Here is a 26,564-nt window from a genome sequence, read left to right as displayed (position 1 = left end):
GAATTTGCCTGCAAGCTGAAGCCTTTAAAAGAGCTTATTTCATTCCATTAAAACTTACTGCTATTTTAGCTCCAACAACTGCATTGTTTTTCACAAGAGCAATGTTTGCATCTAAACTTTTTCCTTCGGTTAATTCTTTTACTTTTCCAAGCATGAAAGGTGTTACATCTTTACCGGAAATATGTTTTTCATCAGCTTCTTTTAAAGCTGTTTCGATTACGCTATTAATCTTTTTTTCATCCATGGCATATTCTTCAGGAATTGGGTTGGCAATAACAGCTCCGCCTTTAAGATTCAAATCCCATTTTACTTTTAATGTGGAGGCAATAGTTTCCACTTCATCAGCACGTAAGTTTAGAGCAAATTCACTAGTGCGGGTATAAAAGGCAGGAAGTACATCCGTTTGATATCCAATTACCGGAACGCCTTTTGTTTCAAGATATTCCATTGTCAGGCCTAAATCTAGAATCGACTTTGCACCGGCGCAAATAACGGCAACGTTTGTTTGTCCAAGTTCTTCCAGGTCCGCCGAGATATCCATTGTCGTTTCGGCACCACGGTGAACACCGCCAATACCGCCGGTAACAAAGATATTAATTCCCGCAGCCTCAGCGCAAATCATAGTAGCAGCGACGGTTGTAGCTCCTAGTTTTTTTGTTGCAATTAAATACGCTAAATCACGTCTTGATGCTTTTGCTACATCTGAGCTTTTACCGAACATTTCTAACTCTTCATCGGATAGTCCGATTTTAATTTTTCCATCCACAATTGCAATTGTTGCCGGAACGGCCCCATTATCACGGACAATTTGTTCCACTTCACGCGCTGTTTGGACATTTTGCGGATAGGGCATACCATGTGAGATAATAGTTGATTCTAATGCTACGATTGGTTTTCCTTGTTCCTTTGCGGCACGTACTTCTTCAGATAATTCAATATATTGTTTCATGGTGATTCCTCCATATCTTTTAGTAGTTTTTCAGCTGATAAATCCTGACGGACGGTATACGGGGTTTGAAGCGTTTTTGCAGCATTCACATTTCCGGCTTTAGCAATCTCGGGTAATGATTTCCCCTCTAACCAGGTGTAAATAACAGCAGAAGAGAAGGCGTCTCCTGCTCCTGTTACATCGATGATTTCCTTTATTTCAATTGAAGGGACATGGAAAATTCCTTCTTCTTTATTACCGATCATTGAACCTTCTTTACCGTTCGTAATAATCACATTGGATATTCCGAGTGATAACCAATTTTCTAATGCTTTTTTCCAGTCCGCTTCAGTCTTGATTTCAGTATGAAAGTAAGTTTCCGTTTCATCACAGTTTGTAATTAACCATGATACACCTTCTAAATCTTCTGGTAATCGATTCATCTTTGGAGATGAAACAGGTATTAAAACAATCGGAATTTCATGACTTTTTGCGAAATCACACAAAAATTGAATGGTTTCCTTAGGACAGTTTAAATCCGCCACTATACATTTTGCTTGGCTTAAATAAACATCGTTTTTAAGAAGTAATTCAGGTGTGATTGCTTCGTACACTTCCATATCTGCCAAAGCAATAATTAATTCTCCGTTAGAGTCTAGAACAGCCGTGTATGAACCAGTAGATTTTTCTGGATATTGGGTGACCGTTTCCAAATTCATGTATAAAGACGATGCTTCCTCAATAAAAGACCAGTCTTTGTCAGCACCGCTTGTTGAGATAAGGTCCACTTCCATACCAATCCGACCTAGGTTTTCTGCTATATTTCTAGCTACACCACCTGCATTATGAGTGGCGTAAATCGGATTAGATGTACCTAATTGGGCTTTCTCTTTCATATGGAATTTACGGTCCATATTCGCTCCACCGATACAAATTACATGCTGTGATTCACTTAAAATATAGGCTCTTCCTATAATTTTTCCTTTTTTAGTTAAACCGGAAATCATATTCGCAACAGAGGGTCTGGATAATCCTAATATTTCCGCAAGTTCTTGCTGGGAAACGTATGGGTTCTTTCGGATTAAATCTAAAATTAATTGTTCTTTCTCATTCATTTTTTCAGGCACAAAACTCACCTCGTTCCTAAACAGTACGATTATTTTGGATTAAAGGTTTTTAATTCTTTCTGATTTTCAGGAACTTTTACTTTACCGTCTTTTATTTTTTTTACCCATTCTTTTACAGCTGCATCAATATTTGTTTTGTTAGCAGCTTTTTCATTGATTGGTGCTAAGCCGACACCATCTTCAGTTAAACCGTATAACGTAACCTTTCCGCCAGGGAAATTTCCATCCTTGGCTTTCTGAGAAAGGTCTTGGACTGCTACATCAACGCGCTTAAGAGCGGATGTAAGAACGACATCCGGTCCCATATCGGCTTGGTCACGGTCAACCCCAATTACCCAAATTTGTTTGTTGGGGTCTTTTTTCTTTAAATCATTGGCTTCTTTGAATACACCAACACCTGTGGCTCCTGCAGCGTGAAAAATTACATCCGCGCCTGTTGAATACATTTTAGCAGCGATGGCTTGTCCAACCTCAGCTTTGTCAAAAGCACCTGCATATTGAACATCGACTTTCACTGTAGGATTTGCAGCCTTTACTCCAGCTAAGTAACCAGATTCGAATCGTTCGGTCACAGGGATTTTCATCCCGCCAATAAATCCAATATGGTTAGATTTTGTTGAAAGTGCAGCCGCTATACCTGCAAGGAATCCTGCCTCTTGCTCTTTAAAAAGAATACTAGCAACGTTGGGTTGTTTAACCTCAGCATCAACGATGGCAAATTCAGTATTTTTTTGCTGCTTTGCAATTGCTTCTACCGCATTTGGCATTAAGAAACCAATCCCATATACCAGATCAAACCCTTGACGAACAAGTGTATTTAGGTTTGTAGTATAATCTGCATCTGATTGGGATTGAAGGTAATCATAGCCGCCTTTACCTTTTGTCAGACCATTTTTTTTACCGAAGTTTTTAAGCCCTTCCCAAGAAGACTGGTTAAAGGATTTATCATCGACACCACCGATATCCGTAACCATTGCTACTGAGAAGGTTTTTCCTTTCGCAGTTTCGGTCTCATTGCTTTTTCCACAGGCTCCTAATAGTGTACCAGCTGCGAGTACAAGCGATAAGGCCATTCCGATTTTACGCTTTTTCAAAATATGCTCCCCCTAAGATGTAATAAGATTAGCAGATAATCTTTTTAAACTTTTGTTTGTAAATTAAACTTATGTTTGTATTATACTTCGGATTTATTGTTTGGTCAACAGCATACTTTCTAGATATAATTTCATTAAATACATACTTGAAAAGAGGATACATAGATGGAAAAAGATTTAATGGGAAAGCGTATTGCCATTACTGGATCAAGGAAAACAGAAGAAATCAGCATGCTTATTAAAAAACAAGGCGGTATCCCGCTTGTACGGTCATTACAAGGAACGGTTCTTTTATCGGAAAAGGAAGTGGAGCCGGATTTAAAAAGGTTTGTTCGTGACGGAGCAGATTGGGTGATTTTTACAACAGGTATGGGCACAAACACTCTATATGAATTGGCTAAAAAATTGGATGTTGAAAACGAGTTTTTACAGGTTATTCGTCTGGCCAAAGCGGCTTCTAGAGGTTATAAAACCTTATCAGCATTAAAAGAGCTTGGGGTTAACCCTTTAGCCGTAGATCAGGATGGGACAACTCGGGGATTAATTCAATCACTAGAAGGATTTGATTTCTTCAATAAAAGAGTGATGGTTCAGCTCCATGGTGAACAAGCTCCGAAACTAACCAAGTTTCTGGAGGATAGGGGAGCTATTGTCACTAAACTTCTACCCTATAAACATATTGCCCCCGAGGCAGAAACCATTACAACAATCTGTGATGAGTTGTTAACAGATAAGCTAGATGCCGTATGTTTTACAACCGCAAATCAAGTCCGTTCTCTCTTTGATTTTGCAAAAAGAATGGGAAGCGTTGATGGAATCTTGAAGGCCTTCGAGTTTAATACTCATGCTGTTGCTGTTGGAAAGGTCACTCAAGAGGCTTTAAGGGAAGAAGGGATAGACCGAGTAATTACTCCTGAAAATGAAAGAATGGGGGCGATGGTGGTAGAGTTGTCACGTTATTATCGTACCGTGAACATTAGTAACAACTACTAATAATCCTTTATCTTTTGCATAAGTTTTAACAAAGGGTTTATCAACAAGGGGGGAGTTGATGTTTAAATTTTTTTCTTTTAAAAAAAAACCGAAAGAAAAGCAGCCATCCCTCCATTTACCCCATATTCTTATGAAACTGGATCGAATTATTGAGCTCCTTGAAAAACAACAACAGGAGAAAGTCAAAGAAGAGAAAAAAGAAAAACAAGGTGGAAATATCCACCTTGAACATGTACAAATTGATCATCTAGAGAACATTAATTTTCAGCTTGAGAATATTGAAATTGACGAATTAAGCGGAAAATTATTAATTGGTAATAATATTAGTGGGACAGAAGAATTAGCCAAATCCATAATTCAAAAAATAGAGAAAGAAAACGAAAAGGAAGCAATGGTAGAAACTGCTTCCGATGATGAACAAAAAATAATGAAAACTCCAAAAGGGTATCGTTTTCAAAATAAATTCTGATTAATCCCAATTGGTATTGGCGATTTTGATATCTTGATCATCTATTATTGCATCAATCATATCCGGGTCATTATTGATACTTAAATTTTTAGTAATATGATTCATATTTCCATAAGTATTACCGTGTGAGACATTTTGTTTTTGATTAGCATCTATTCCATTTATCTGACCTTTCCCGACGAGCAGGGAGGAATTATTGAGCATCGTTGTCACATTAACAGAATCAAGGCTAATATTCGATTCGTTTTCATTACCAGGAGTCTCAAATGAAAAATTGATATCCCGGTCATCGATCGGCGTATCAATAAAATCCGGGTCATTCAAAATTGAGATATTATGCAAGAGAATATTACATTCCCCGCTAACATCACCAAAAACTTTATTTTCCTTCCCGTGCGCATTCCAGCCAACCGCCGTATTTTTTTCAGCGATAAAGATTCCTGCCTGCCTCTCCATGGTTTGGACATTAATATTCCCTGTAAATTGAAATTGTGAAGATTTTAACATTTTCTCACCACATTTTTTCATTTCTGCTTTACAGTATGACCTGGATGTAAATAATGTGATAAATGCCCACTTTTTTAATGGTGGTTTGTGTCATCTCATCAGTAACGGAATAGGCTGATAAAAATGGAAAAAGGGGATTAGCGGATGAATATTCGTTTTGACCATGTAACTATAGCAAGTATGAAAAATTCTGCTGGTGTATTTTTAGGGGAAAAGAATATGATTAAAAAATTTCGAAGCGATCAGACTGTTACTGAAGTAATTGGAACGTTGTCAGGTAAAGAAAATTTAATGATGGACAATTTATGGGTAAACAACAAAGAGAAGGGGGAGGCTGATTAAACGATGGGCTCCTCTTTTTTATCTCCATCAGTTCATATCGGAACCATCAAAATCGGGAGTATTGGTGAGGCGTCATGTTTTAGTATCGGAAATAATTTTATCGACGATTTTAAAAGCAATAAAAAACATAGCCAGGGGTTAGGAAACATCCACGGGGACCGAAATAATTTATCTCATTCAAGAGCTTCGTTAACTACTATGCAGGAGGATCAGAATAAAAAGAAGCCTAGTGATAAAATGGATAAAGCTCCAACTGATAAAGCGGAAAAAAACCTTTCATGAAAGGTTTTTTTCTTTTGAAATTTATATATTTGCACCAAAATTTGGTTTTATATCTTGGTCAAAGATTACTCCATCAATTCCATCCAAGTTATCCAAATTATTCGCGACATTTAGTGTAAGGACATTAAAAAAGCCAAAGGTACTACCAAAACCTTGATTAAATTTTCTGTTGGAATCCATCCCTGTAATAATGGATTCGCCGATTGATACATTGGCGTTTTGTTGGGGAGTGTTAACATTTAATACTCCTAAATTAATGACTGAAGGCATTCAAATTTCCTCCATTCCTCGGTACTATTATTTATTATATGATTTATCCCTTTTTATGTTCAGTAAATAACGAAATTGTGTTCATGAAAAACAAAATCTACGAAACATCAATAAGGATAAATAACTTTTCAAAAAGGAAAACTCCCCAAAATACCGCTATAATGTAGAATAGAATTCGCATTTTTGTATGGGGGGATCCTGCCTGAACACAATAAAAATATCTCTGCAGACGAAAATCTTTGGGCTGGTACTGTCACTGGGATTATTATTAATCGTGCTGCTGACGGCTTTTTACAGCTACATGGAAAGTAAGCAAATCGAAGAAAACCGGGGCAGAATGGCACTGGAAATTTCAAAAACGGTATCCTTTATACCGACTATTATCGAGGCTTTTCAATCAAAAAATCCATCGCAAACCATTGAGCCGCTAGCTGAAAAAATTCGCAAACAGACCGGTGCTGAATTTGTTGTAATAGGAAATAAAGAGGGAAACCGATATTCTCACCCACTAAAATCGAAGCTCGGGAAAAAAATGAGGGGCGGAGATAACGAAAGAGCCCTTCAAAAGGGAGAATATTATGTATCCACTGCAAAGGGGTCACTCGGTCCATCTATTAGGGGAAAGTCACCTATATTTAATCAAAAAGGTGAAATCATTGGGATTGTTTCTGTAGGATTTTTGCTAGAGGATATCCATCAGCAAATCATGAAAAACGTGATCAAGGTCCTGTATGTCGCAGTTTTCGCTCTCATCATCTCGTTAATTGCCAGCATTTTACTAGGGAGGAATATTCGTAAGGATACAATGGGGCTTGAACCCTATGAAATTGCCTGGCTTTATAAAGAAAAAAACGCAGTATTACATGCGGTGAAAGAAGGGATTTTGGCAATCAATCAAAAAGGGTTCATCACGATGATGAATCAACCAGCCAAAAAACTCCTAAATATTCATGGTTCAGTAAGACTCATGAAGGTGGATGGACTATTTCCTTCAGACTATTTATATGAAGTTTTAGAAACAGGAACACCTCAAATTGATAAAGAAATGGTCTGGAAGGACCGAACAGTGATTGTAAACTGCACACCCCTTTTCAATCAACATGAAATAACTGGCGTAGTTGCATCATTTCGGGATAAAACTGAAATTGAGCAAATGTTAAACACGATATCGGAGGTTAAAAGTTATTCTGAAGACCTTCGTGCGCAGACACATGAATTTACCAATAAATTATACGTGTTGCTTGGTCTGCTTCAGCTGGGCGAACATCAACAGGCGATTGAAATGATTCAATTGGAAACACAGGCACTGCAATTTCAAAATTCTGTTGTTTTTAACCAGATTAAAGATACAAAAATCCAGGCTATACTCTTAGGAAAGCTGGGAAAAGCATCGGAAAAGAAGATTCATTTTGAAATTGCTTCTGATAGTTATTTGGAAAACTTACCGCACCATATAAAACTTTCCAACCTCATTGTCATCCTTGGAAATTTAATCGATAATGCCTTTGAAGCGGTATATGGGTTAGAATCTTCTACCGTTAAATTCTTCGCAACGGATATTGGTAGTGACATTATCTTTGAAATTTCAGATAATGGTAAGGGAATCAATGAAAATGAAATACCGCTTCTCTTTCAAAAGGGTTATACCACGAAAGAAGGGACCGAGTCGAGAGGATTTGGTCTATCAAATGCAGAAAAGGCTGTAATAGAGATGGGTGGAATGATTGAGGTACAAAGCAGTCCAGGGAGTGGAACTGTTTTTACTGTGTATCTTCCTAAAGATAGCGAGAGGGGGAGAAAACTTGAATAAGATCAAGGTAGTGATTACGGAAGACGATTTTCGAATTGCAGATATTCACGAGAAATTTTTACAGAAATTCAAGGAAATTGAAGTAGTTGGTAAAGCCTTGAACGGGGATCAAACCTTGCAAATACTAAAAAAAGAACAGCCTGATTTACTACTTTTGGACGTGTACATGCCGGACATGCTCGGGGCTGAACTATTGCCTGTCATTCGTGAGAGTTTCCCTAAGATGGGGGTTATCATGATTACAGCTGCAACCGATAAAGTTTTTCTTGAAAAAGCATTAAGTTATGGAGTAGAGAATTATTTAATCAAACCGGTTAACCGGGAACGATTTGATGAGGTAATTTTGGAATATGTTCAAAAACACACCCTGTTAATGTCCAAACAAGAGGTGAATCAAAATTATGTAGACCTTTTATTTGGAAAAGGAAAACAGGAAAGAACAGGGAAAAGTGCTGGATTGCCTAAAGGAATTGATGATATTACGCTTGGAAAAGTGAAAGCAGTTATACATTCCAAAAATGGAGGACTATCTGCAGAAGAAGTCGGACAGGAAATCGGTGCATCACGGATAACGGCTCGCCGTTATTTAGAATATTTATCCGCTATCAAAGAAGTGAAGGCGGAAGTGGTTTATGGAATTGTAGGAAGACCGGAAAGAAAATATTATCCCGTGTAAGAAGGATTGCGAAAAAGTAGTCCTTTATTTTTTGGGATATGTTAAATAACATAGTTGATTTTAAACAAAGTTGATTGGAGCGGAAATCAACAACCAAGTTATCAAGTCATATTTCTAAAAGAAACAATTTCAGGAAAAATATCCCTGCTGTGAACAATATGTACAAAATGTAATTTAATTTACGATATTAACATTATTTTGAAAACGTTTTCACTATATAAAATTTTGATTATTATTAATTTACAAACAAAAGGGGTGAAGACAATGTTAGCAATTTTAGGATTTTTAATGATTATTATTTTCATGGTTTTAATTATGACAAGACGTCTTTCAGCTATGATTGCCCTCATGGTCGTTCCAGTAGCCTTTGCTTTAATCGGCGGGTTCGGAAAGGATATGGGTCCAATGGCATTAGAAGGGATCAAGAGTGTGGCACCAACTGGGATTATGATTCTATTTGCCATTCTATTTTTCGGAATTATGATTGATGCAGGAGTATTCGATCCGATTATTCAAAAAATCTTAAAAGTGGTGAAAGGGGACCCAGTAAAAATAGCAATTGGTACAGCTGTACTTGCACTATTAATCTCCCTTGATGGAGATGGAACCACCACTTATATGATTACCATTTCAGCAATGCTCCCGTTGTACAAGCGAATTGGGATGAAACCATTAGTCTTAGCGGGGATTGCAGTATCAGCTTCCGGAGTTATGAACCTGCTTCCATGGGGAGGTCCTACTGCCAGGGTTATGACGGCATTACATCTTGAAATGGGAGATGTATTTACTCCAGTCATTCCAAGTATGATTGGCGGAGTGTTGTTTGTATTGTTTATGGCATATTGTCTTGGAAGAAAAGAGCGTAAACGGATAGGAGTATTGGAAATTGATTATAGCACAATGGCGCAGATGGCAGCTACAACTGAGGATGCTTACCTCAAACGTCCAAAATTAATTCTAGTAAACTACCTTCTTACGATTATACTTTTATATGCTTTAATTCAAGAAGTGCTTCCAACAACTGTTTTGTTTATGATTGGTTTTGCGATTGCGATCACAATCAATTATCCGAATTTGAAAGAACAAAAAGAACGAATCATGCACTATGCTGATAATGCCTTATCTGTCGTTTCAATGGTTTTTGCGGCTGGTATTTTTACAGGAATTCTTACAGGAACGAAAATGGTTGATGCCATGGCAAGTAGCATGATTTCTCATATTCCTGATGCACTTGGTTCACACTTTGCGCTGATCACAGCCATTATTAGTGCACCATTTACCTTCTTTATGTCAAATGATGCATTTTACTATGGAGTATTACCTTTGTTGGCAAAAGCGGCAAGCGGTTTTGGAATTGACCCGGCGATGATTGGACGAGCCTCATTATTAGGATTACCAGTCCATCTCTTGAGTCCGCTCGTTCCTTCTACTTATTTACTAGTAGGGATGGTTGGTGCGGATTTCGGAGACCTGCAGAAATCCTTCTTAAAATGGGCTTGCGGTTCAACGGTTGTCATGATTTTAGTTGCTCTCGTTTTAACGATTATACCATTCTAAAAGTTTCTCAAAAGAGCTCCTTCTTAGGGGCTTTTTGGATTTTTAAAATAGGAGTTTATTATGTATATATTTTTTCAAATCTTATTAAATGTTGTTTTGCCAGTATTCATCTTAATTGGAATTGGGGTATTCCTGCACCGGAAATTTCATTTTGATATGAACACCTTATCTAAATTAAATACGTATTTTTTAATGCCCGCTGTAAGCTTTACAAATATTTATCAAAATAATGTGGGCGGAGAAACAATGCTGCATATTCTTGGATTCTTAAGTTTGCAAGCAGTTAGTTTGATGATATTCAGTTCATTCATTGGTAAAGTGGCAAAATTTGATAACGGTTTATCATCTACTTTTAAAAACAGTATTGTCTTAAATAATTCCGGGAATTTTGGCCTGCCTGTCAGTCAATTGGTGTTCCACCAGAACCCATTAGGGGCATCCATTCAGATTGTGGTAATGATTTTTCAAAATTTGCTAACCTATACCTATGGGCTGCTAAATTCTGTTTCCGTTGATAACAGCAAAGTAAAAGCAATCAAAGAATTTTTGAAAAATCCGGTGATCTATGCTTTTTTATTAGGTCTTCTGCTCCATACGCTTCATATAAAAATTCCCGAGTTTTTATGGTCGCCTGTTAAAAATACATCTAATGCTTTTATTGCAGTAGCGCTTATAACACTTGGAGCACAAAGTGCCTACTTGAAATTTAGCCGGTTCTCGTTGCCGCTAGTCCTAAGTTTGCTTGGCCGCCTAGTCCTTTCTCCGGTTATCGCATTCCTTATTATTATTATATTAAAGTTGGACGGTACTACAGCGCAGGCTTTATTTATCGCTAGCTCATTTCCTACATCAAGAAACAGCGCACTTTTTGCCTTAGAATATGGAAATCATCCGGAATATGCGGCACAGGTGGTATTGATGTCTACGATTTTTAGCATGATTACCGTCACGACAGTGGTGTATTTATCTTCGATTTTATTTTAGTTTGATGAGGGCAGTTCAATGAATAGAACGGTCTTTCTAAAGTTTTGCTTCAGTTCGATTTCTTCCTGCTCTTTTGGCAAGATATAAGGCTGTGTCTGCTTCTTTAATTAAAGTATCTAAGGTTTTTCCATCTGCACAGCCGCTTATGCCAATCGATATAGTTATTTTGCCGGAAGGCTGTGTTTCTTCACCGTAAAATTTATAAGATTCAATCTTAGTGCGGATTCGTTCCCCAACCGAAATGGCTTTTTGTACATTTATGACGTTGTTAAAACAGATAATAAATTCTTCCCCGCCGTAGCGGGCAAAAATATCCTCTTCCCGCATGCTATCAGATAACAGCTTGCCAATCGTTCGTAAAACTGCATCCCCAGCCAAATGTCCATGTGTGTCATTATAGTTTTTAAAGTAATCTACATCGAACATTGCAATTACAAATGTTTTTTTTTGTTTGATCATTTCCTCGACTTTTTTCCGGAAATAGCGCAAATTATATAAATTTGTCATTGCATCGTGTCTCGCTTGAAATTCAAGTTCCTTCCTTAATAAAATATTTCTTTTTGCGTCGTTTTGCATAACCGCGATGCTTAATAAGCCAATCGTTTCAAAAAAAATCCTGGTTGCAACTGTTTGATAGGTTACAGGGGTTGTCCAAAGCATAAGGACAGATCGAATGCAATGTAAAACTAAAAAGGCAGTAATCATATGCTTCAAATGAATAATAGTATAAGGAGGATTAAAAGATGCTTTTTTATGGAAAAGGAAACCGATAAGAGAAGGGAGTAGGATCCCTTGAGTAATTCCTTCGAAAGTGGTCGATCCACCGAGGTAAAAACGGTATATGGTTGGTAATATAATGGCTATAAGGCCAAATTTCCAGCCTCCTAAATAAGCTGTGTAGAAAAGTGGAACAGCTCTTAAATCAATCCGCATTCCTTTGTCTTCAAAGGGGAAGCTCATAATAAACAGACTTAACAGGCTGCTGAGAAGCGGAGAAATCCAAATATATTTAGAAATCTTTTTGACCTTTAATCCAATAAATTCACTTATTTTATTAGCGAGAAACATAAAGGAGATGATAAAGGTCATATTTTCCAAAAATGTCTTGATAATTGTGTTCATTATTAAAATCCTCATCCTAAAAATTCATTTATTTTAGTATGCCAATTTAGCTTTAAAGTAAAAGATATTTTGGATAAATTTCCCTAAAAAAACTCCCATCTCATATAATTCTTCAACAAAATAGAGCTCCAAAATCTTTTTTATCAAGAATAATAAGATCGATTGTTGTTGAAACCCAAAGAAGTATTAAATTTCCTGTCTAAAAAATATAAAAATAGTGACAATCTGACTCGAAAATTGATTATAATTAATACAAAGTTATTATTTTTGTGATTTTTGTTAAATTGGCCTGCAACAAAGGAGGTTTTTCATATGAACATAAGGCAAAAGAAATATAATTTTTTTCAACGAATCGGACGTGCGTTTAGGTTGAATTTCTTAAAACTGTTTCGTTCTCCTGGCGGGGCCAAAAAAGTGTCATTAGGTTTTGCGATTGGCTTTGGTTTGGAAATGTTGGTGATATCATCTGCGTCACTTATCTATATATTATTTATCCCGATTGTACGTCTGGCCAAAGGATCCTTTCCGGCTGCAATCATTGGAAATGTTATTGGCAAACTAACCTTTCTGCCTGTGATCCTGTTACCTTTTGCAAAAAAACTCGGGAAAGCGGTCTTTCCATTGAAAGTACAGATTGGACAAAGTACACCATTTTCATTTGAAAAACTACTACATGGCGATTTTAGTGTCATTATCAGTATCCTCCACGGGGGAGTCCATGTTTTAATTGGAATGACCATTTTTGGTATCGTTCTTGGGATTATCTCTTACTTTATAGTCTACTATTTGTATGAAAAGCAAAAAACGAAACGACTAACAAGAATTCGTGATAAACAGGCACTTCGGAAAAATAGCCTAAATAAAAATTTAGTATGATTTTTGATGAAAAAACGGACACCGATTCCTCATGTGGTGACCGTTTTTTTTTGACTTCTCGAATCTATTTAGTTTTCTCATGTGTTAACGTATAATGAAATAGTGATAATTATGAATTTTCTCAGCAATTTAATTTTTCATCATGCGGAGGTCCATTAGATGCTGCTTAATACCTTTAAAAATGAAGTAAACCAACTAAAATACGAGGTAATCGGGTGGAGGAGATATCTCCATCAAAATCCTGAATTATCATTTCAAGAAGAAAAAACGGCACAATTTGTGTACGAAACACTCGCATCCTTTGGGAACTTGGAGCTTTCCCGCCCGACAAAGACAAGTGTGATGGCTCGCCTCATCGGTTCACAGCCTGGTAAGGTCCTTGCAATCCGAGCTGATATGGATGCCTTGCCGATTCAAGAAGAAAACACGTTTGAATTTGCATCTTGTACTCCCGGGGTGATGCACGCCTGCGGGCATGATGGACACACGGCAATTTTACTTGGGACTGCAAAGATACTTTCGGGAATGAAGGAGCGCATCCAAGGGGAGGTTCGTTTCCTCTTTCAGCATGGGGAAGAAATGTTTCCGGGCGGCGCCGAGGAAATGGTGGAAGCAGGGGTAATGGAGGGTGTTGACCTCGTAATAGGAACCCATCTTTGGTCGCCGATTGAAGTAGGCAAGGTTGGGATTGTTTATGGTAAAATGCAGGCCGCGCCGGATACCTTTGATATTACAATTAAAGGGGCCGGTGGACATGCCGCTGAGCCGCATCATACTGTTGATGCGATTGCAATTGCTACACAGGTAGTTGGCAACTTGCAGCATATTGTTTCTAGAAACACAGATCCACTCGATAATCTTGTTGTTTCAGTTACGAAAATCATGGCGGGAACCGCTCATAATGTGATTCCGAATACTGTAGAAATCGGCGGGACGGTCCGCAGCTTTGATGCTAAACTGCGCGAGTCTATCCCGCCTCTAATGGAACGAATCATAAAGGGGATTACGCTGGCACACGGTGCTGACTATGATTTTTCCTACAATTACGGCTACCGCCCTGTTGTAAATGATGAAGCTGTTACAAGGGGAATAGAGGAAACTGTTCTTGAACTGTTCGGGGAAGAGGCTTTAGCGTCAATTAAACCGGATATGGGCGGAGAAGATTTTTCCGCTTTCCAGCAAAAAGCACCCGGAGCGTTTTTCTATATTGGGGCAGGGAATGCTGAAAAAGGAATTGTCCATCCCCATCACCATCCACGTTTTACGATTGATGAAGAATCATTGGAAATGGCGGTTAACATCTTTGTTCATGCCGCATTTAAATTTTTGAATTAAAAATAGGGTCTTCCCCAAGCTATTGGGGAGACCCTTTTTAATATCCGCGTTTTCGATCCACTATTCCGTGTAAAGTTTCCCCATTTAAATATTTAATTACATTATCCACAAAAAATTGAGTCACACCTTCAGTAGTGCTAGGTCCAGACAAATGCGAAGTGACATAGACATTTGGCATCGAATAAAAACGATGATCCTTTGGCAATGGCTCTGTTTCAAAAACGTCAAGAATAGCTGCTTTCAGGTGCCCTTCCTCAAGAACGGATTGTAAATCATTTTCAGCGATCAGTGCACCTCTTCCCACATTTACAAGACAGCTATCAGGCTTCATCGAGAAAAGGATCTCACGATTGATAACATGGTAGGTTTTTTCTGTTAAAGGAAGCGTAAGGACAAGGTAATCAAGATCTTTAACAAAATCCTTCCATTGGTTTGCAGTAAAGTGCTGGTCCACGATTTCGGCATTCTTCCCGCTAAAACTTAATCCGTGAACCTTCATATCAAATGCTTTAGCCTTACGGACGGTTTCAGCTCCAATCGATCCCAGTCCAGCTACTCCGATGGTTTTTTTTGCAAGGGAGTCAGAAATAAAGGAATCCCAGTTCCGTTCTGTTTGTGCTTGTCTCATTCGCGGAATGTCCTTAACAATATGTAGAAGATAGGCAAAAATATATTCAGAAATATATGTGCCAAACTGATCGACAATTCTAGTAAGGAGGATGTCATCAGGGATGGAAGAATTGGCCACTAAATCATTCACACCTGCGCCCATCGACTGAAACCAACGGACAGATAAGGCATTTGGTGTATGAAGGAGTTGGGTAGGGAACTTCCAGCCTAAGATAATCTCAGTACCGGGTAAAAACATTTCTGCTTCCTCGTAAGTTGCTGCTGCCTTCACAGCTTTAAAACCACATTCACGTACGCAGTTCGCATATTCTTCAGCGTGGTGGGGGTCAAATACTAATATATTCGGTTGTGACGAATTCATAAATATCACTCCTATACAATCTATCTAATGAGACATTGCCATAATCAATATAATTAAAGTTAACAATAGATGTAATAAGAATTCAAGATAAAAAGGGATCAGGAGTTGATATATTATTTATAGTTAATATCCACATTTTAAAAGGAAATTTATCTATAAAGCTCTATTTGTGGGAATCTATCCTGGTCTTATATCCTTAATTTTCACACCCGAATATTTCGGGAATGAAAATAAAACCGCTCTGTGTTATGATGGCAATATCAAACCGATCGGATGTAAGGTGGACTCCATCTTTGTCATTCAAAGGAAATAGTGGGAGTGCGATTAGAATGGAAACGTGGAAACGGAATTTATGGGTGCTTTGGATTGGCTGTTTCTTTACATCGGCCAGCTTTTCGATGGTCATTCCTTTTTTGCCCCTTTTTCTACTGCAAATTGGCGTTCATCAACATACTGAAATGTGGTCAGGGCTGCTTTTTAGTTCGGCCTTTTTTGCCGGTGCAATTGCTTCTCCTTTCTGGGGAAGGGTAGCAGATCGGTACGGAAGAAAGCCAATGATTATTCGGGCCGGATTTGTTCTTTTTGTCATTTATACATTAATGGCCTTCGTAACGAATCCTTATGAGATCTTAGCATTAAGAATAATGCAGGGATTATTGAGTGGATTTATTCCTGGCTCAATCGCATTAATTGGAACCAATACACCAAATGAAAAAATTGGGTATGCCCTTTCTTTAATCTCCACCGCTACGGCTTCGGGGGGGATTCTTGGACCATTACTCGGAGGTGGAATTGCTGATCTCGTCGGAAATCGTTTAGCTTTTGCTAGCGCCGGAATCTTCGTCTTTATTGCCACATTTCTTATTATTTTCTGGGTGAAAGAAGAAAACTTTACTCCTAGTAAAGAGAAGGGATCCGTTAAAAATGATTTCAAGGTGGCATGGACCAATCGGACGTTAATGATGGTTCTCACCTTAACCGTTGTAACAAGCTGTTCGGTCATGACGATTGAACCGGTTCTCCCATTATATATTGTGAAATTAGGGAGCTCTTCTGAAGATGCTTCATTACTAGCAGGTATCGTATTCTCTCTTCCGGGGATTGCCAGTGCCCTGTTTGCTCCCTATTGGGGAAGATGGGCTGACAAGGTTGGCTTCCAAAAAGTGCTTGTCATAGGACTGCTCGGCGGTGGAGTTGGAACATTGGCACAAATCCTATTCGGAGAAATTTGGGGATTTTCAGTCATTCGTTTTGTTTATGGTGTGTTTTTCTGTGCCGTATTTCCAGCATTAAATGGGCTTGTCGTAAAATCAACACCAGACGATTTCAGGGGAAGAGCATTTGGATTAAACCAAACTGCCAATCAAATTGGCGGGATGGTCGGTCCAATGATTGGCGGTTTTATTGGTGGAATCTTTCCCGTTCAAATTGTATTTATTGTAACAGGACTATTACTATTAACTGCTACGGGTATGGCGTATAGAAAAGGGAATATGTTAAACAGACCAATAAAGAGAAATACATTGGCAGAAAAATAAATGAGCTTAAAACGTCACAAAAGAAGTGGCGTTTTTTTTGTTCACATTTTTATGAAAGCGCATACATTGATAATAAGGGGGTGATTATATGTTGTATCCATACGGGAACGATTATATTAAATATTTAAACGATGAAGGTTCCTACGGTATGACTTATGATCAATGGAAGGACAAGAATTCGAAAATGGATTCGGATCATTACCATCAAGCGGGGGAAAGTAAAGGTCCACTTAAAAAATATTCAAGTTTTAAATAATGGCACCGTATTGGTGCTTTTTTTATGTCAAAGCAATTGACAATTTTTTTAAAAAGAGTATAGTGTTAAATAGTTACCTTAGGTAACTAATTAGCGCGAGATGTGGTGTTTTCAAATGCAAGGTTTTTTTCAACAATATATAAGGGTATATCGCCCTCTTATAAGCAAATTAAATGAGACACTCGGAGAATATGAGCTATCGTATTCCTTGTGGCAAGTTATTTGGTATATAAACAAAAATCAACAGTCAACCCTAGTAGATATTTCCAATTATTATAATGTGGAAAAGCCTACGGTTACAAGGGCTGTTAAACGATTAGAGGAGAAGCTCATTATAAAAGTCATCCCTGGGAAAGATAAGCGTGAGAAAGTGATCCAGCTCACGGATATAGGGGAAGACCTTTATCAGATTATTAGACAGAAAATAACCGAGCTCGAGTACAGTGTCATGAGTGGGATTTCGAAAGAGGAACAAAACGCCGCATTTCAATTACTCCCAAAATTAAGAAAAAACATTCTTAAAGAAGGTAGAAAAGATGAATAAACCAAAATTATGGACAAAGGATTTTTTAATTGTCTCAGCAGCAAACTTTTTTCTTTACTTTACATTTTATTTATTAATGGTAACCATCACTATATTCGCTTCAGAGAAATTTCATGCATCTCCAAGTCAAGCTGGGCTTGCTTCTGGAATATTTGTAGTAGGCACATTGATTGCACGATTATTTTCTGGAAGATCAATCGACAGTGTCGGCTGGAAAAAGATGTTATACATTGGCTTTATCTTATTCTTACTTACCACATTATTATATTTTGCAGTAAACAGTCTTACCTTTCTTCTTGTGAATCGTTTCTTGAATGGCGCCGCAATGGGGGTTGCTTCCACAGCAACAGGAACAATCGTTGCGAAAATTATCCCAAATGCAAGACGCGGTGAAGGCACTGGTTATTATGCATTAAGTGTAACGCTTGCTGCAGCGATTGGGCCTTTCTTAGGGATGTTCCTTATGCAGCATTCAAGTTTTAATATGAATTTTATTGTTTGTCTTATTTTTTTAGTCATGAGTTTTGTTGCGATATTCTTTTTAAATGTTCCAAAAGTCGAACTATCGCATGAACAATTGTCCAAAATGAAGGGGTTCTCGATTCATCAATTCTTTGAAGTAAAAGCCATACCGATTTCGATTATCGGTGCATTGGTGGGATTTGGGTACTCAAGTATCCTTACATTCTTAACTTCCTATGCAAAAGAAATCAATTTAGTAGATGTCGGAAGTTTCTTCTTTATTATTTACGCTGTTTTCACTCTGATTTCAAGACCATTTACCGGCAAATGGTTTGATCAAAAAGGTGAAAACTTTGTGATGTATCCATCCTTTTTATTCTTCGCGGTTGCTTTAATCCTGCTTAGCCAGGTTCATCAGGGGATAATGCTATTAGTTGTTGGTGCCTTAGTCGGTCTTGGATATGCAACATTTTCGTCAAGTGCCCAAGCGATTTCCATCAAAGTATCGCCAAAAAATCGGATGGGGCTGGCAACTTCAACTTTTTTCATTTTTGTTGATGGTGGAGTTGGAATTGGGCCTTTCATCCTCGGCTTTTTCGTTCCTTTAATTGGCTACCGAGGTCTGTATTTTAGTGTTGGTGTCGTTGTTTTTGCATGTATCTTCTTATATTATTTCTTACATGGCAGAAAAAATCGTCAGAGAAGAAGTGAACTTGTTGAATTACATTAATAATTTTTTTCAGTTTTGTATGAAATAACTAGGATACCTTTCCAGCAGTAAAAAAGTACGCAGAATTATCTTGCGTACTTTTTTTACCCTTTCATTGCTCCGATTAAAATAAAACAAACCCCCAGAAATATCCATGCAATTTTGTAAAGCGAAATGTTTCCAACCATCCCTAAAACGCCAATAGTGGTGGTAAGGATTAAGATAATGGGTCCCACAAGTGCAAGAGAGCTATTCACCATTAAGGCTTTTTCAACTGAGTTAAATTTGATCATTAAAATGGCGGCAAATATTTCGATGCTGCCTGAAAGAACTCTTAATAATGCCATTCCTAATACGGCTTTTTCAAGAAAAATAAACATTTTTGCCTCCCGAAGAAAAAATATATCTAAAAAAGTATATGTCGTATTCTTCAAAATAAGGACAGGTCAAAAAATGTTTTGAAGTTCAAAAGAAAAACGGCTGGGTACAGCCGTTTTTTATATCAACTTAAATCCGCTAAATAAGATAATCAATGCCATGATCGTCCGTAATGGTTTCGCAGGGAATTTTGAGGATAAGGTGCTCCCTAAAAGGACTCCTGGAATGGAACCAAGCAAAAGATTAAACATTAATGAATAATCAACATTCCCAATCCCTGCATGCATTAAGCCAGCGGCAGTGACCAATAAAAAAGCGTGAGCAATATCTGTTCCAACTAATTCAGAAGGAGTCATTTTATACAAATAAAGCATCGCCAAGGCAAATAATGAGCCCGACCCAATCGAAGTTAGCCCGACAATAAAACCCAGTATTGCTCCGATTGTAATGGTTAAAGCACGTTTTTCCTCCAAGGGTTTTATTTGAAAGGGATTCCATTCGAATTTTTCCTTGATAAAGGTTTTAATCAGGGTGGTTAAAGCAACCAATATTAACACATAGCCCAAAGCATGTTTAATAACAAGTTCTTGATTATGAAAAAAGGCATCGAAAAGATGAAGAGTCCCTACAGCAATGATTGTACTTGGAATACTGCCAATGGCGAGGTATTTCACAAGCCTAAGGTTAATCGTCTTTTGCCGCCAATGTTGAAAAGATCCGAAAAATTTTGTTATGGAATTATAGGCAAGGTCCGTTCCAACTGCAATTGCTGGATTGATCCCTAATAAAACCAGGATGGGTGTAAGTAATGCAGCGCCGCCTACCCCTGTAAGTCCGACCAAAATGCCAATAAAAAGCCCCATCACTATAATGCCGATACTCATAAGGCAAACACTCCAAATTATTTAAATCTATTATTTATCCCTAAATTATGAAGTGGATAAATGCCTTGTTACAAACCTTTGCTGGTAAAAATAAAAAGGGGCTTAATCTAGTATGAACCAGGTTAAGCCCCATCAGTAAATAGGTTTATTTTTGTTCTTCCTCATTTAACTTAATTTTTTTACAACCAACATACAAGCATGAGAAAATGTCTAAGCCATGCTTTGCTTTTACCAATCCTTTTAAATAAGGAGTAACTAAATCCTTAAAGTCAGCGGCAACTCCTTCTTCCTCCAAGATTCCATATACATAGAGCTTTTTTTCGTCAAAGAGAAAGGCCACATTTCCAACGGCTTTATTAGTGGAATCAACCACATTTAATACTTGAAATTGGGGGGTAATTACTTCGGGTGAAAAATAAATTTGCAATTAAATCTCATCCTTTTTTAATCGTCTAGCTCCAGCGCTGTGGAAGGCACTTTCGCTTTAAGTAAATTGTAATTTTTCAAACAATGTGTCGGTTTCTTTTGATGGATCTTTCTTCGCTACATGAATTAACACTATGCAAAGAAATGCACAGATTAAGGTTAATCCGGCGGTGATCAGGAACATTCCTGTACGGGACCAAGCCATTAACGTACCAAAAATCGGGGGGCCAATTGCAACACCTAAAAATCTGACTGAACCATATAAGGAGGTGACAAAGCCTCTCCGGTCAGTCGGAACCGCCCCAGTTATAAAACTGTTAATACAAGGGAGTACTAGTCCTGTTCCAATACTGCTGATTACTAAAACAGCAAAGAATGGAATTAGTTTTTTTAAAAAAATCAGCGATGCGAAAGAAGATGTCATTAATAAAAGTCCTAAGATAATCAAAGCTTTCATTAATTTCATTTTTTTTCCGATTTTACTGCCTGTTATGTAAGAAGTTGTCGTCATGAATAAAAGTGGGATCGCGAGAATGCCTCCTTTTAAGACACCATCGATGTGATGATCTTTTTCAAGAATATCGGAAATGTAAAATAAAATTCCAAATAAGGTAAATAAGCAAACTGCTCCAGTTAAATAGGCAGCAAACAGCCAGCGTCCCTCTGTTTTAAATACAGAAATAAGCCCTTTTACATATTTGCCAAGAGAAGGAGGCTCTTTTTCCTTTTTCTTTTCTTTAATAAAAAATATGGTCAAAAGGACAGATATGAGACAAAAAACCGGGAAAGCAAAAAATGCTGCGTACCAAAAGAGAAGAGCTAAGAGAGAACCTATGATTGGACTAATGACCTTTCCCAAACCATTAGAGGCCTCTACTAATCCAAGCACTTTGCTTTGTTCGCTGCCTTTAAATAGATCCCCTGTTAAGGCCATTGCAATTGGAGCAGTTCCGGCTGCACCAATTCCCTGCATGATTCTTCCCGCCATTATCCAGAGATAAGCATTTGAAAACCAAGCCGCGGCGGCGCCTGCAAGTAACCCTCCACTTCCATATAAAATAAGTGAAGGTATAATGATTGCTTTTCGTGAAAACCGATCTGATAAATAGCCAAGAACAGGAATAGAGATGGCTGCAGCAATCGAAAAAGCAGAAATAATTAAACTAACTTTAAATTGTGAAATATCGAGAATTGACCTCATTTTTGGAAGAATTGGAATCAACATCGAATTACCCAAAACCAAGATTAGCGGGATTGAACCTATTGCAAATATTGTCATGCCTTTATGTTTTTTTTTAGGCAATGGATGTACACCCCTAACTATTAGATTGAAGCCTTTTTTTATTGTTTGAAAGGAGTCGTATGTTTATTCAGTGGCAAATGCCTATATTTCGAGGGAATCAGCCCATTATTTACACATTCACCCATTTAGTGAATAATCTATCCTAGATAAAAAGAGGAGGCGTTTTCCCTATGGATTTTCTTTCCTTGCCAAAAAGGACATCCGGTAATCGAACTTTTGGTTTGACGTCAGTTGTCGATTTTGGAACCCCACTGGGAGAATTAAAAAATATTTTAGCTGATTACAGTCATATTATCGATATCGCAAAATTAGGGATTGGTTCAGCTTATGTAACGCCTAATATAAATAAGAAGGTTCAGCTCTATCAGGAGTACAATGTAAAGCCCTATTGCGGTGGGACATTATTTGAAAAAAGTTACTTTCAAAATAAAATTCCTGAATATCTATCGTACTTACGCAATCTGGGGATTGAATGGATTGAGGTATCGAATGGTACCTTAGAGATTCCGCTTCGAGAACGCCTCCAAATCATCTCTGAATTAAAGGAAGAATTTCATGTAATTGCAGAGGTGGGGTCAAAGGATGCCGATAAAGAAATGCCAATTTCCGAATGGAGAGAAGAAATCAATCTTTTACTAAATGCTGGCTGCAAATATGTTATTACGGAAGGAAGAGATTCAGGGACCTCTGGGATATATGAGAAATGTGGGACGATAAAAACTGACTTAATTCAAGAATTACTTCAAGATATCGATCCAAACAAGATCATTTTTGAAGCACCTTCTTCAAAGCACCAAATGTATTTTATTAAGGAAATTGGACCAAATGTTAACTTGGGAAATGTAAAAATTATCGATGTGTTAATCCTCGAGGCACAACGCCTTGGATTAAGGAGTGAAACGTTTTATTTGGAGGACATTGAATGCAACTTACTCTAATCAGGCATTTGCCAACGGAATGGAATAGAAAAACATGGCTCCAAGGAAGAAAAGATATTGAAATTTCGCAGCTAACCGAGGAATTTCAAATAGACATTACTGAAAATCGATTGCTTTTAAAAAAAATTGAACCATTTGATCTCGTTTTGGCGAGTACGCTAAAACGGACACATCAAACTGCACAGCTTTATGGATATGTTCCTGAAGTAGAAGGATTGCTCGATGAACTAGATTTCGGTCCATTTGAAGGTTTACCGAAGGAAAAATTGGTGGAACACCAAAACCGTCTATGGATTGAAAAACCAAGTGAACTCATTTTAGGCGAAAGCTTAACAAGCTTTGAAGAAAGGATTGTTCTTTTTCTAGATAAATATCATGATTTACACAATATTTTAGTGTTTGGTCATGGATCTTGGATTCGTGCTCTAATTTCCTATATTAAGTATGGTCATATCAATGAAATGAATAAAATTACTGTAAAAAATAATTCCTGTATAACGTTATCATTTAATCATAATAAAAAGGAGGGGTGAAAAATGACTGAGATTCTAACATATGAAAATTGGGATGAAAAGAGGCTAGATACATTTTTAGATACTCAGCCAGATTATTTTGATGTATTAAAATGGGCCTATCAAGAATATGGGGATGAAATCGTTTATGCCTGTAGTTTTGGAGCGGAAGGCATTGTGTTAATTGATTTAATTTCTAAGGTGAATAAAACAGCGAAAATTATTTTCCTAGATACTGGACTTCATTTTCCGGAAACCTATGAATTAATTGATAAAATAAAAAAACGCTACCCTTCTTTGGATATTAACATGGTGAAACCAAAGCTAGCATTAAAAGAACAAGCCAAAGAACATGGAGAAGCACTTTGGACTGACAATCCCAATCTTTGCTGCCACATCAGAAAAGTCCTCCCCTTACAAGAATCGTTAAAAGATGTAACAGCATGGATCTCTGGACTAAGGAGAGAACAGTCTCCTACAAGAAGCCAAACTCAGTACATTAATAGGGATGAAAAGTTTAAAAACATCAAGATTTGCCCCCTTATCCATTGGACGTGGGAAGATGTTTTAACCTATATCCAGCTTTACAACCTTCCATATAATCCTCTCCATGATCAAGGTTATCCAAGTATTGGCTGTTTCCCATGTACTTTGCCTGTAACAGACGCTGCTGATTCTCGATCCGGGCGCTGGACAGGGACTTCGAAAACAGAATGCGGACTACATCCATCGTAGGGGTTTGAAGCTTGAATCGCAAATAAACTGCTGGATTCGAAATAAACAACTTCAGATTCGCAAATACACATACAAATGCGGAAATAACTGTCTTTTTTGTGGGAAAAGCTAGGGAGGGAAAATAAGTGGTTGTAAGTGTACCGCACGGCGGTAAATTGGTAAATCGTATCAATCTGAACACTCCAATTGATTTATCCAATCATGTTGTTGAACTAGATAAAATGGCATTAAGTGATTTAGAGTTAATTGCTAATGGAGCCTACAGTCCACTCGAAGGATTTATGGTGAAAGCCGACTATGACTCTGTCGTTCAAAATATGAGACTCTCAAACGGACTGCCCTGGTCGCTACCAATTACACTGGCGATTGACCGATTAAAAGCAATGGAATTGAATATTGGTGAAACCATTAATTTAATTCATCAAGGTACTGTCTATGGTGTGATGGAGCTAAAGGAAATCTATCTTCCTGATAAAAGAGTAGAGGCAGAGAAGGTTTACCGAACAACAGAGAATGTTCATCCGGGGGTTAAAAAACTTCTTGAGCGAGCGGAAGTCTATATTGGAGGTCCGATCATACTTACAAAAAGACCAATTAAAATTCAGTTTGAAGATTATTACCTAGACCCGATTGAAACAAGACAAACATTTGCAGAATTGGGCTGGAAAACCGTCGTTGGGTTTCAAACACGAAATCCTGTTCACCGGGCCCATGAATATATTCAAAAATCCGCACTAGAAACCGTTGATGGTCTTTTCTTAAATCCGTTAGTAGGAGAAACGAAGTCAGATGACATACCGGGAGCAATCCGGATGAAAAGTTATCAGGTATTACTTGAAAACTATTATCCGAAGGACAGAGTCTTTTTATCTGTTTTCCCGGCAGCTATGCGTTATGCTGGTCCAAGGGAAGCGATTTTTCATGCCATCGTCAGGAAAAATTTTGGCTGTACCCACTTTATTGTTGGCAGAGACCATGCAGGGGTTGGCAACTATTATGGAACATATGATTCACAAAAAATATTCAGCTATTTTACAGAAGATGAATTAGGAATCAAGCCTCTCTTTTTCGAACATAGTTTTTATTGTAGAAAATGCGAAAACATGGCATCTGAAAAAACATGCCCTCATGACCGGGAGCACCGAGTGGTATTATCTGGAACAATGGTTAGAGGAATGTTAAAAAACGGGGAACTGCCGCCAAAAGAGTTTAGTCGGCCTGAAGTTGTACAAATATTAATCCAAGGGATGAAACAGGTCTATACAGAAAAATAAAGGGTGTAGGGGAATGAAGAGAAATATTATTTGGCATCAATCGGCTGTAACAAAATCAGACCGGCATCAGTTGAATGGCCATAAAAGTTGCGTGCTTTGGTTTACCGGATTATCAGGTGCAGGAAAATCAACATTGGCAAATGCGGTCGATTATGCCTTGTTTCAACATGGGATTAAAAGTTATGTATTGGATGGGGACAATGTCCGTCACGGGTTGAATCGGGATTTAAGCTTTCGTGAAGAGGATCGAAAGGAAAATATTCGCATAGTCGGGGAAGTCTCGAAGCTTTTTGTAGATAGCGGTCATATCGTTTCCTCTGCATTTATTTCTCCCTTTCGCTGTGATCGGGCGCTTGTCCGCAGCATGTTTGAGAACGGCGAATTTATCGAAATTTTTTTAAAATGTCCAATACATGTCTGTGAGAATCGGGATCCTAAAGGATTATATAAAAAGGCGCGAAACGGTGAAATTCCTGATTTTACTGGAATTTCGTCACCGTATGAAAGCCCCGATCGTCCAGAAATCTTAATTGAAACGGATCGCTATACGATTGAGGAATCAGTAAACAAAATTCTATTTGTTTTAAAAGAGAGGAAGATCCTTTAATCAGGCTTCTTCTTATTTTTTTCTCCAATTTGCCGTGAAAATATTTATTTTTTGCAGCTTTAACGTATAAATATAGTCGATAATATTCGTCGAGAAAAATTGACAAATAATTGCGTAAATGACGATTTTATAATCAATCACAAGCGCAGTTAAGATAAAAATCATCAGGTTTATCCCCATCATCACTTTTCCCGGACTCCATTTCTTGTAGTTGGCAATCATTAGGGCCGGGATTACCATTCCTCCGCTCGATGCCCCTGCCCGGATAAGTAGTCCAACACCAATTCCAAAAAAAATACTTCCTGCTGCTAAATCAAAAACGATATTGATATGGGGAAGTAAAAATTTAGTGGTCAGGATTCCGACGGTTGTTGAAGTGGTTGCAACAGCTAGAATGGTGCGTAAAGTCCAGGTATAACCGAAATAGTTTAAAGCAAATAGTAAAAAAACAATATTAGCAAGCCATAATGAAAAACCAAGCGATAAATGAAACCAGTGATTCATCAAAATAGCCAGGCCTGCCGCACCGCCGGAGGGGATAGAGTGTGGAAATAAAAACAGGGACATAGACATTCCCTGGAGGGTGGCTCCAACCAGTAAACAAAAAAAGGTAAGGATTTTTTTTTTCATGGTTG

General features: G+C 37.8%; 31 protein-coding genes. 19 read left to right on the top strand and 12 right to left on the bottom strand.

All coding sequences use genetic code 11. The features are described from left to right. Window positions 1-34: 34 nt before the first annotated feature. The 3 genes from E2K98_RS07960 to E2K98_RS07950 are packed head-to-tail and all read right to left on the bottom strand — an operon-like array spanning window position 35 to window position 3,149. Entirely contained in the window at window positions 35-949 is a 915-nt protein-coding gene (locus E2K98_RS07960; RefSeq protein WP_133333703.1) for a pseudouridine-5'-phosphate glycosidase, read from the bottom strand. Then, window positions 946-2,043 (bottom strand): carbohydrate kinase, encoded by a 1,098-nt coding sequence (locus tag E2K98_RS07955; protein ID WP_133333780.1) that lies wholly within the window; start codon window positions 2,041-2,043, stop codon window positions 946-948. The genes E2K98_RS07960 and E2K98_RS07955 overlap by 4 nt, the downstream gene beginning before the upstream one ends. A gap of 41 nt (window positions 2,044-2,084) precedes the next feature. Next, a complete protein-coding gene (locus tag E2K98_RS07950) occupies window positions 2,085-3,149 on the bottom strand; it encodes a BMP family lipoprotein (RefSeq protein ID WP_133333702.1) in 1,065 nt (354 codons plus the stop codon). A gap of 165 nt (window positions 3,150-3,314) precedes the next feature. Between E2K98_RS07950 and E2K98_RS07945 the strand changes: the two genes are divergently transcribed. Both E2K98_RS07945 and E2K98_RS07940 read left to right on the top strand, forming a co-directional pair. Further along, window positions 3,315-4,142: a uroporphyrinogen-III synthase gene (locus E2K98_RS07945; RefSeq protein ID WP_133333701.1), complete on the top strand. Its 828-nt coding sequence runs from the start codon at window positions 3,315-3,317 to the stop codon at window positions 4,140-4,142. A gap of 58 nt (window positions 4,143-4,200) precedes the next feature. Continuing rightward, complete coding sequence (locus tag E2K98_RS07940; protein WP_133333700.1) at window positions 4,201-4,611, top strand: hypothetical protein; 411 nt, start codon at window positions 4,201-4,203, stop codon at window positions 4,609-4,611. On the opposite strand, the gene E2K98_RS07935 is transcribed toward E2K98_RS07940, so the two are convergent. After that, entirely contained in the window at window positions 4,612-5,118 is a 507-nt protein-coding gene (locus E2K98_RS07935) for a hypothetical protein (RefSeq protein WP_133333699.1), read from the bottom strand. 144 nt (window positions 5,119-5,262) lie between these two features. Here E2K98_RS07935 and E2K98_RS07930 point away from each other — a divergent pair, with 144 nt between their 5' ends. Together E2K98_RS07930 and E2K98_RS07925 are read left to right on the top strand one after the other, a co-directional pair. Next, window positions 5,263-5,460, top strand: a complete 198-nt coding sequence (locus tag E2K98_RS07930; RefSeq protein WP_133333698.1) for a hypothetical protein — start codon at window positions 5,263-5,265, stop codon at window positions 5,458-5,460. A gap of 3 nt (window positions 5,461-5,463) precedes the next feature. Next, entirely contained in the window at window positions 5,464-5,742 is a 279-nt protein-coding gene (locus E2K98_RS07925) for a hypothetical protein (RefSeq protein ID WP_133333697.1), read from the top strand. A gap of 21 nt (window positions 5,743-5,763) precedes the next feature. Here the strand turns inward: E2K98_RS07925 and E2K98_RS07920 are convergent, their stop codons facing one another. Next, the gene (locus E2K98_RS07920) at window positions 5,764-6,012 is read right to left on the bottom strand and encodes a hypothetical protein (RefSeq protein ID WP_026575096.1); all 249 of its coding nucleotides are present in this window, start codon (window positions 6,010-6,012) and stop codon (window positions 5,764-5,766) included. 187 nt (window positions 6,013-6,199) lie between these two features. Between E2K98_RS07920 and E2K98_RS07915 the strand changes: the two genes are divergently transcribed. The 4 genes from E2K98_RS07915 (at window position 6,200) to E2K98_RS07900 (ending at window position 11,039) form a co-directional block, all read left to right on the top strand. Then, window positions 6,200-7,822, top strand: coding sequence for an ATP-binding protein (locus E2K98_RS07915; protein WP_235824747.1), 1,623 nt, complete (start codon window positions 6,200-6,202; stop codon window positions 7,820-7,822). Further along, complete coding sequence (locus tag E2K98_RS07910; RefSeq protein WP_133333696.1) at window positions 7,815-8,498, top strand: response regulator; 684 nt, start codon at window positions 7,815-7,817, stop codon at window positions 8,496-8,498. The genes E2K98_RS07915 and E2K98_RS07910 overlap by 8 nt, the downstream gene beginning before the upstream one ends. Before the next feature lie 264 nt (window positions 8,499-8,762). Then, window positions 8,763-10,055, top strand: a complete 1,293-nt coding sequence (locus E2K98_RS07905) for a CitMHS family transporter (protein WP_235824746.1) — start codon at window positions 8,763-8,765, stop codon at window positions 10,053-10,055. A 60-nt stretch (window positions 10,056-10,115) separates the two neighbouring features. Next, window positions 10,116-11,039 (top strand): AEC family transporter, encoded by a 924-nt coding sequence (locus E2K98_RS07900; RefSeq protein WP_133333695.1) that lies wholly within the window; start codon window positions 10,116-10,118, stop codon window positions 11,037-11,039. A gap of 36 nt (window positions 11,040-11,075) precedes the next feature. Here E2K98_RS07900 and E2K98_RS07895 read toward each other — a convergent pair whose 3' ends face one another. Next, window positions 11,076-12,161, bottom strand: coding sequence for a diguanylate cyclase (locus E2K98_RS07895; protein ID WP_235824745.1), 1,086 nt, complete (start codon window positions 12,159-12,161; stop codon window positions 11,076-11,078). A gap of 312 nt (window positions 12,162-12,473) precedes the next feature. Here E2K98_RS07895 and E2K98_RS07890 point away from each other — a divergent pair, with 312 nt between their 5' ends. Further along, window positions 12,474-13,037 (top strand): DUF2062 domain-containing protein, encoded by a 564-nt coding sequence (locus tag E2K98_RS07890; protein WP_035424195.1) that lies wholly within the window; start codon window positions 12,474-12,476, stop codon window positions 13,035-13,037. Window positions 13,038-13,196: 159 nt separating this feature from the next. Beyond that, the gene (locus E2K98_RS07885) at window positions 13,197-14,372 is read left to right on the top strand and encodes a M20 family metallopeptidase (protein ID WP_133333694.1); all 1,176 of its coding nucleotides are present in this window, start codon (window positions 13,197-13,199) and stop codon (window positions 14,370-14,372) included. Between the two features lie 37 nt (window positions 14,373-14,409). Here E2K98_RS07885 and E2K98_RS07880 read toward each other — a convergent pair whose 3' ends face one another. Further along, window positions 14,410-15,363, bottom strand: coding sequence for a D-2-hydroxyacid dehydrogenase (locus E2K98_RS07880; RefSeq protein WP_133333693.1), 954 nt, complete (start codon window positions 15,361-15,363; stop codon window positions 14,410-14,412). Between the two features lie 329 nt (window positions 15,364-15,692). Between E2K98_RS07880 and E2K98_RS07875 the strand changes: the two genes are divergently transcribed. From E2K98_RS07875 to E2K98_RS07865, 4 genes are all read left to right on the top strand, one after another. Further along, window positions 15,693-16,901, top strand: coding sequence for an MFS transporter (locus tag E2K98_RS07875; protein WP_133333692.1), 1,209 nt, complete (start codon window positions 15,693-15,695; stop codon window positions 16,899-16,901). 88 nt (window positions 16,902-16,989) lie between these two features. Continuing rightward, window positions 16,990-17,157 carry a hypothetical protein gene (locus E2K98_RS30840; RefSeq protein WP_165976205.1) on the top strand — a complete coding sequence of 56 codons (168 nt, stop codon included), beginning with the start codon at window positions 16,990-16,992 and terminating at the stop codon, window positions 17,155-17,157. 115 nt (window positions 17,158-17,272) lie between these two features. Beyond that, window positions 17,273-17,701 carry a MarR family winged helix-turn-helix transcriptional regulator gene (locus E2K98_RS07870; protein WP_133333691.1) on the top strand — a complete coding sequence of 143 codons (429 nt, stop codon included), beginning with the start codon at window positions 17,273-17,275 and terminating at the stop codon, window positions 17,699-17,701. Then, window positions 17,694-18,893, top strand: a complete 1,200-nt coding sequence (locus tag E2K98_RS07865) for an MFS transporter (RefSeq protein ID WP_133333690.1) — start codon at window positions 17,694-17,696, stop codon at window positions 18,891-18,893. Before E2K98_RS07870 ends, E2K98_RS07865 begins: the two co-directional genes overlap by 8 nt. An 83-nt stretch (window positions 18,894-18,976) precedes the next feature. On the opposite strand, the gene E2K98_RS07860 is transcribed toward E2K98_RS07865, so the two are convergent. The 4 genes from E2K98_RS07860 to E2K98_RS07845 form a co-directional block, all read right to left on the bottom strand. Further along, entirely contained in the window at window positions 18,977-19,252 is a 276-nt protein-coding gene (locus E2K98_RS07860; RefSeq protein ID WP_133333689.1) for a YqhV family protein, read from the bottom strand. Between the two features lie 117 nt (window positions 19,253-19,369). Next, complete coding sequence (locus tag E2K98_RS07855) at window positions 19,370-20,134, bottom strand: sulfite exporter TauE/SafE family protein (protein ID WP_133333688.1); 765 nt, start codon at window positions 20,132-20,134, stop codon at window positions 19,370-19,372. A gap of 145 nt (window positions 20,135-20,279) precedes the next feature. Then, window positions 20,280-20,561 (bottom strand): hypothetical protein, encoded by a 282-nt coding sequence (locus E2K98_RS07850; RefSeq protein ID WP_133333687.1) that lies wholly within the window; start codon window positions 20,559-20,561, stop codon window positions 20,280-20,282. 57 nt (window positions 20,562-20,618) lie between these two features. Next, the gene (locus tag E2K98_RS07845; RefSeq protein ID WP_235824761.1) at window positions 20,619-21,839 is read right to left on the bottom strand and encodes an MFS transporter; all 1,221 of its coding nucleotides are present in this window, start codon (window positions 21,837-21,839) and stop codon (window positions 20,619-20,621) included. A gap of 194 nt (window positions 21,840-22,033) precedes the next feature. Here E2K98_RS07845 and E2K98_RS07840 point away from each other — a divergent pair, with 194 nt between their 5' ends. The 5 genes from E2K98_RS07840 to cysC all read left to right on the top strand — a co-directional run bounded on the left by E2K98_RS07840 (window position 22,034) and on the right by cysC (window position 25,929). Next, complete coding sequence (locus E2K98_RS07840) at window positions 22,034-22,801, top strand: phosphosulfolactate synthase (protein WP_133333685.1); 768 nt, start codon at window positions 22,034-22,036, stop codon at window positions 22,799-22,801. Continuing rightward, window positions 22,786-23,334, top strand: a complete 549-nt coding sequence (locus tag E2K98_RS07835; RefSeq protein ID WP_133333684.1) for a histidine phosphatase family protein — start codon at window positions 22,786-22,788, stop codon at window positions 23,332-23,334. Before E2K98_RS07840 ends, E2K98_RS07835 begins: the two co-directional genes overlap by 16 nt. 3 nt (window positions 23,335-23,337) lie before the next feature. Further along, a complete protein-coding gene (locus E2K98_RS07830; RefSeq protein WP_133333683.1) occupies window positions 23,338-24,048 on the top strand; it encodes a phosphoadenylyl-sulfate reductase in 711 nt (236 codons plus the stop codon). Between the two features lie 125 nt (window positions 24,049-24,173). Next, window positions 24,174-25,322 (top strand): sulfate adenylyltransferase, encoded by a 1,149-nt coding sequence (sat, locus tag E2K98_RS07825; protein ID WP_133333682.1) that lies wholly within the window; start codon window positions 24,174-24,176, stop codon window positions 25,320-25,322. A gap of 13 nt (window positions 25,323-25,335) precedes the next feature. Then, complete coding sequence (gene cysC / locus E2K98_RS07820; protein ID WP_133333681.1) at window positions 25,336-25,929, top strand: adenylyl-sulfate kinase; 594 nt, start codon at window positions 25,336-25,338, stop codon at window positions 25,927-25,929. A gap of 12 nt (window positions 25,930-25,941) precedes the next feature. Here cysC and E2K98_RS07815 read toward each other — a convergent pair whose 3' ends face one another. Then, entirely contained in the window at window positions 25,942-26,559 is a 618-nt protein-coding gene (locus tag E2K98_RS07815; RefSeq protein ID WP_133333680.1) for a YitT family protein, read from the bottom strand. Between the last annotated feature and the right edge of the window lie 5 nt (window positions 26,560-26,564).

This window comes from Bacillus salipaludis, assembly GCF_004358205.1.
The sequence above is the reverse complement of the archived record's forward strand: the minus strand, read 5'-3'. Positions and strand labels throughout refer to the sequence as shown.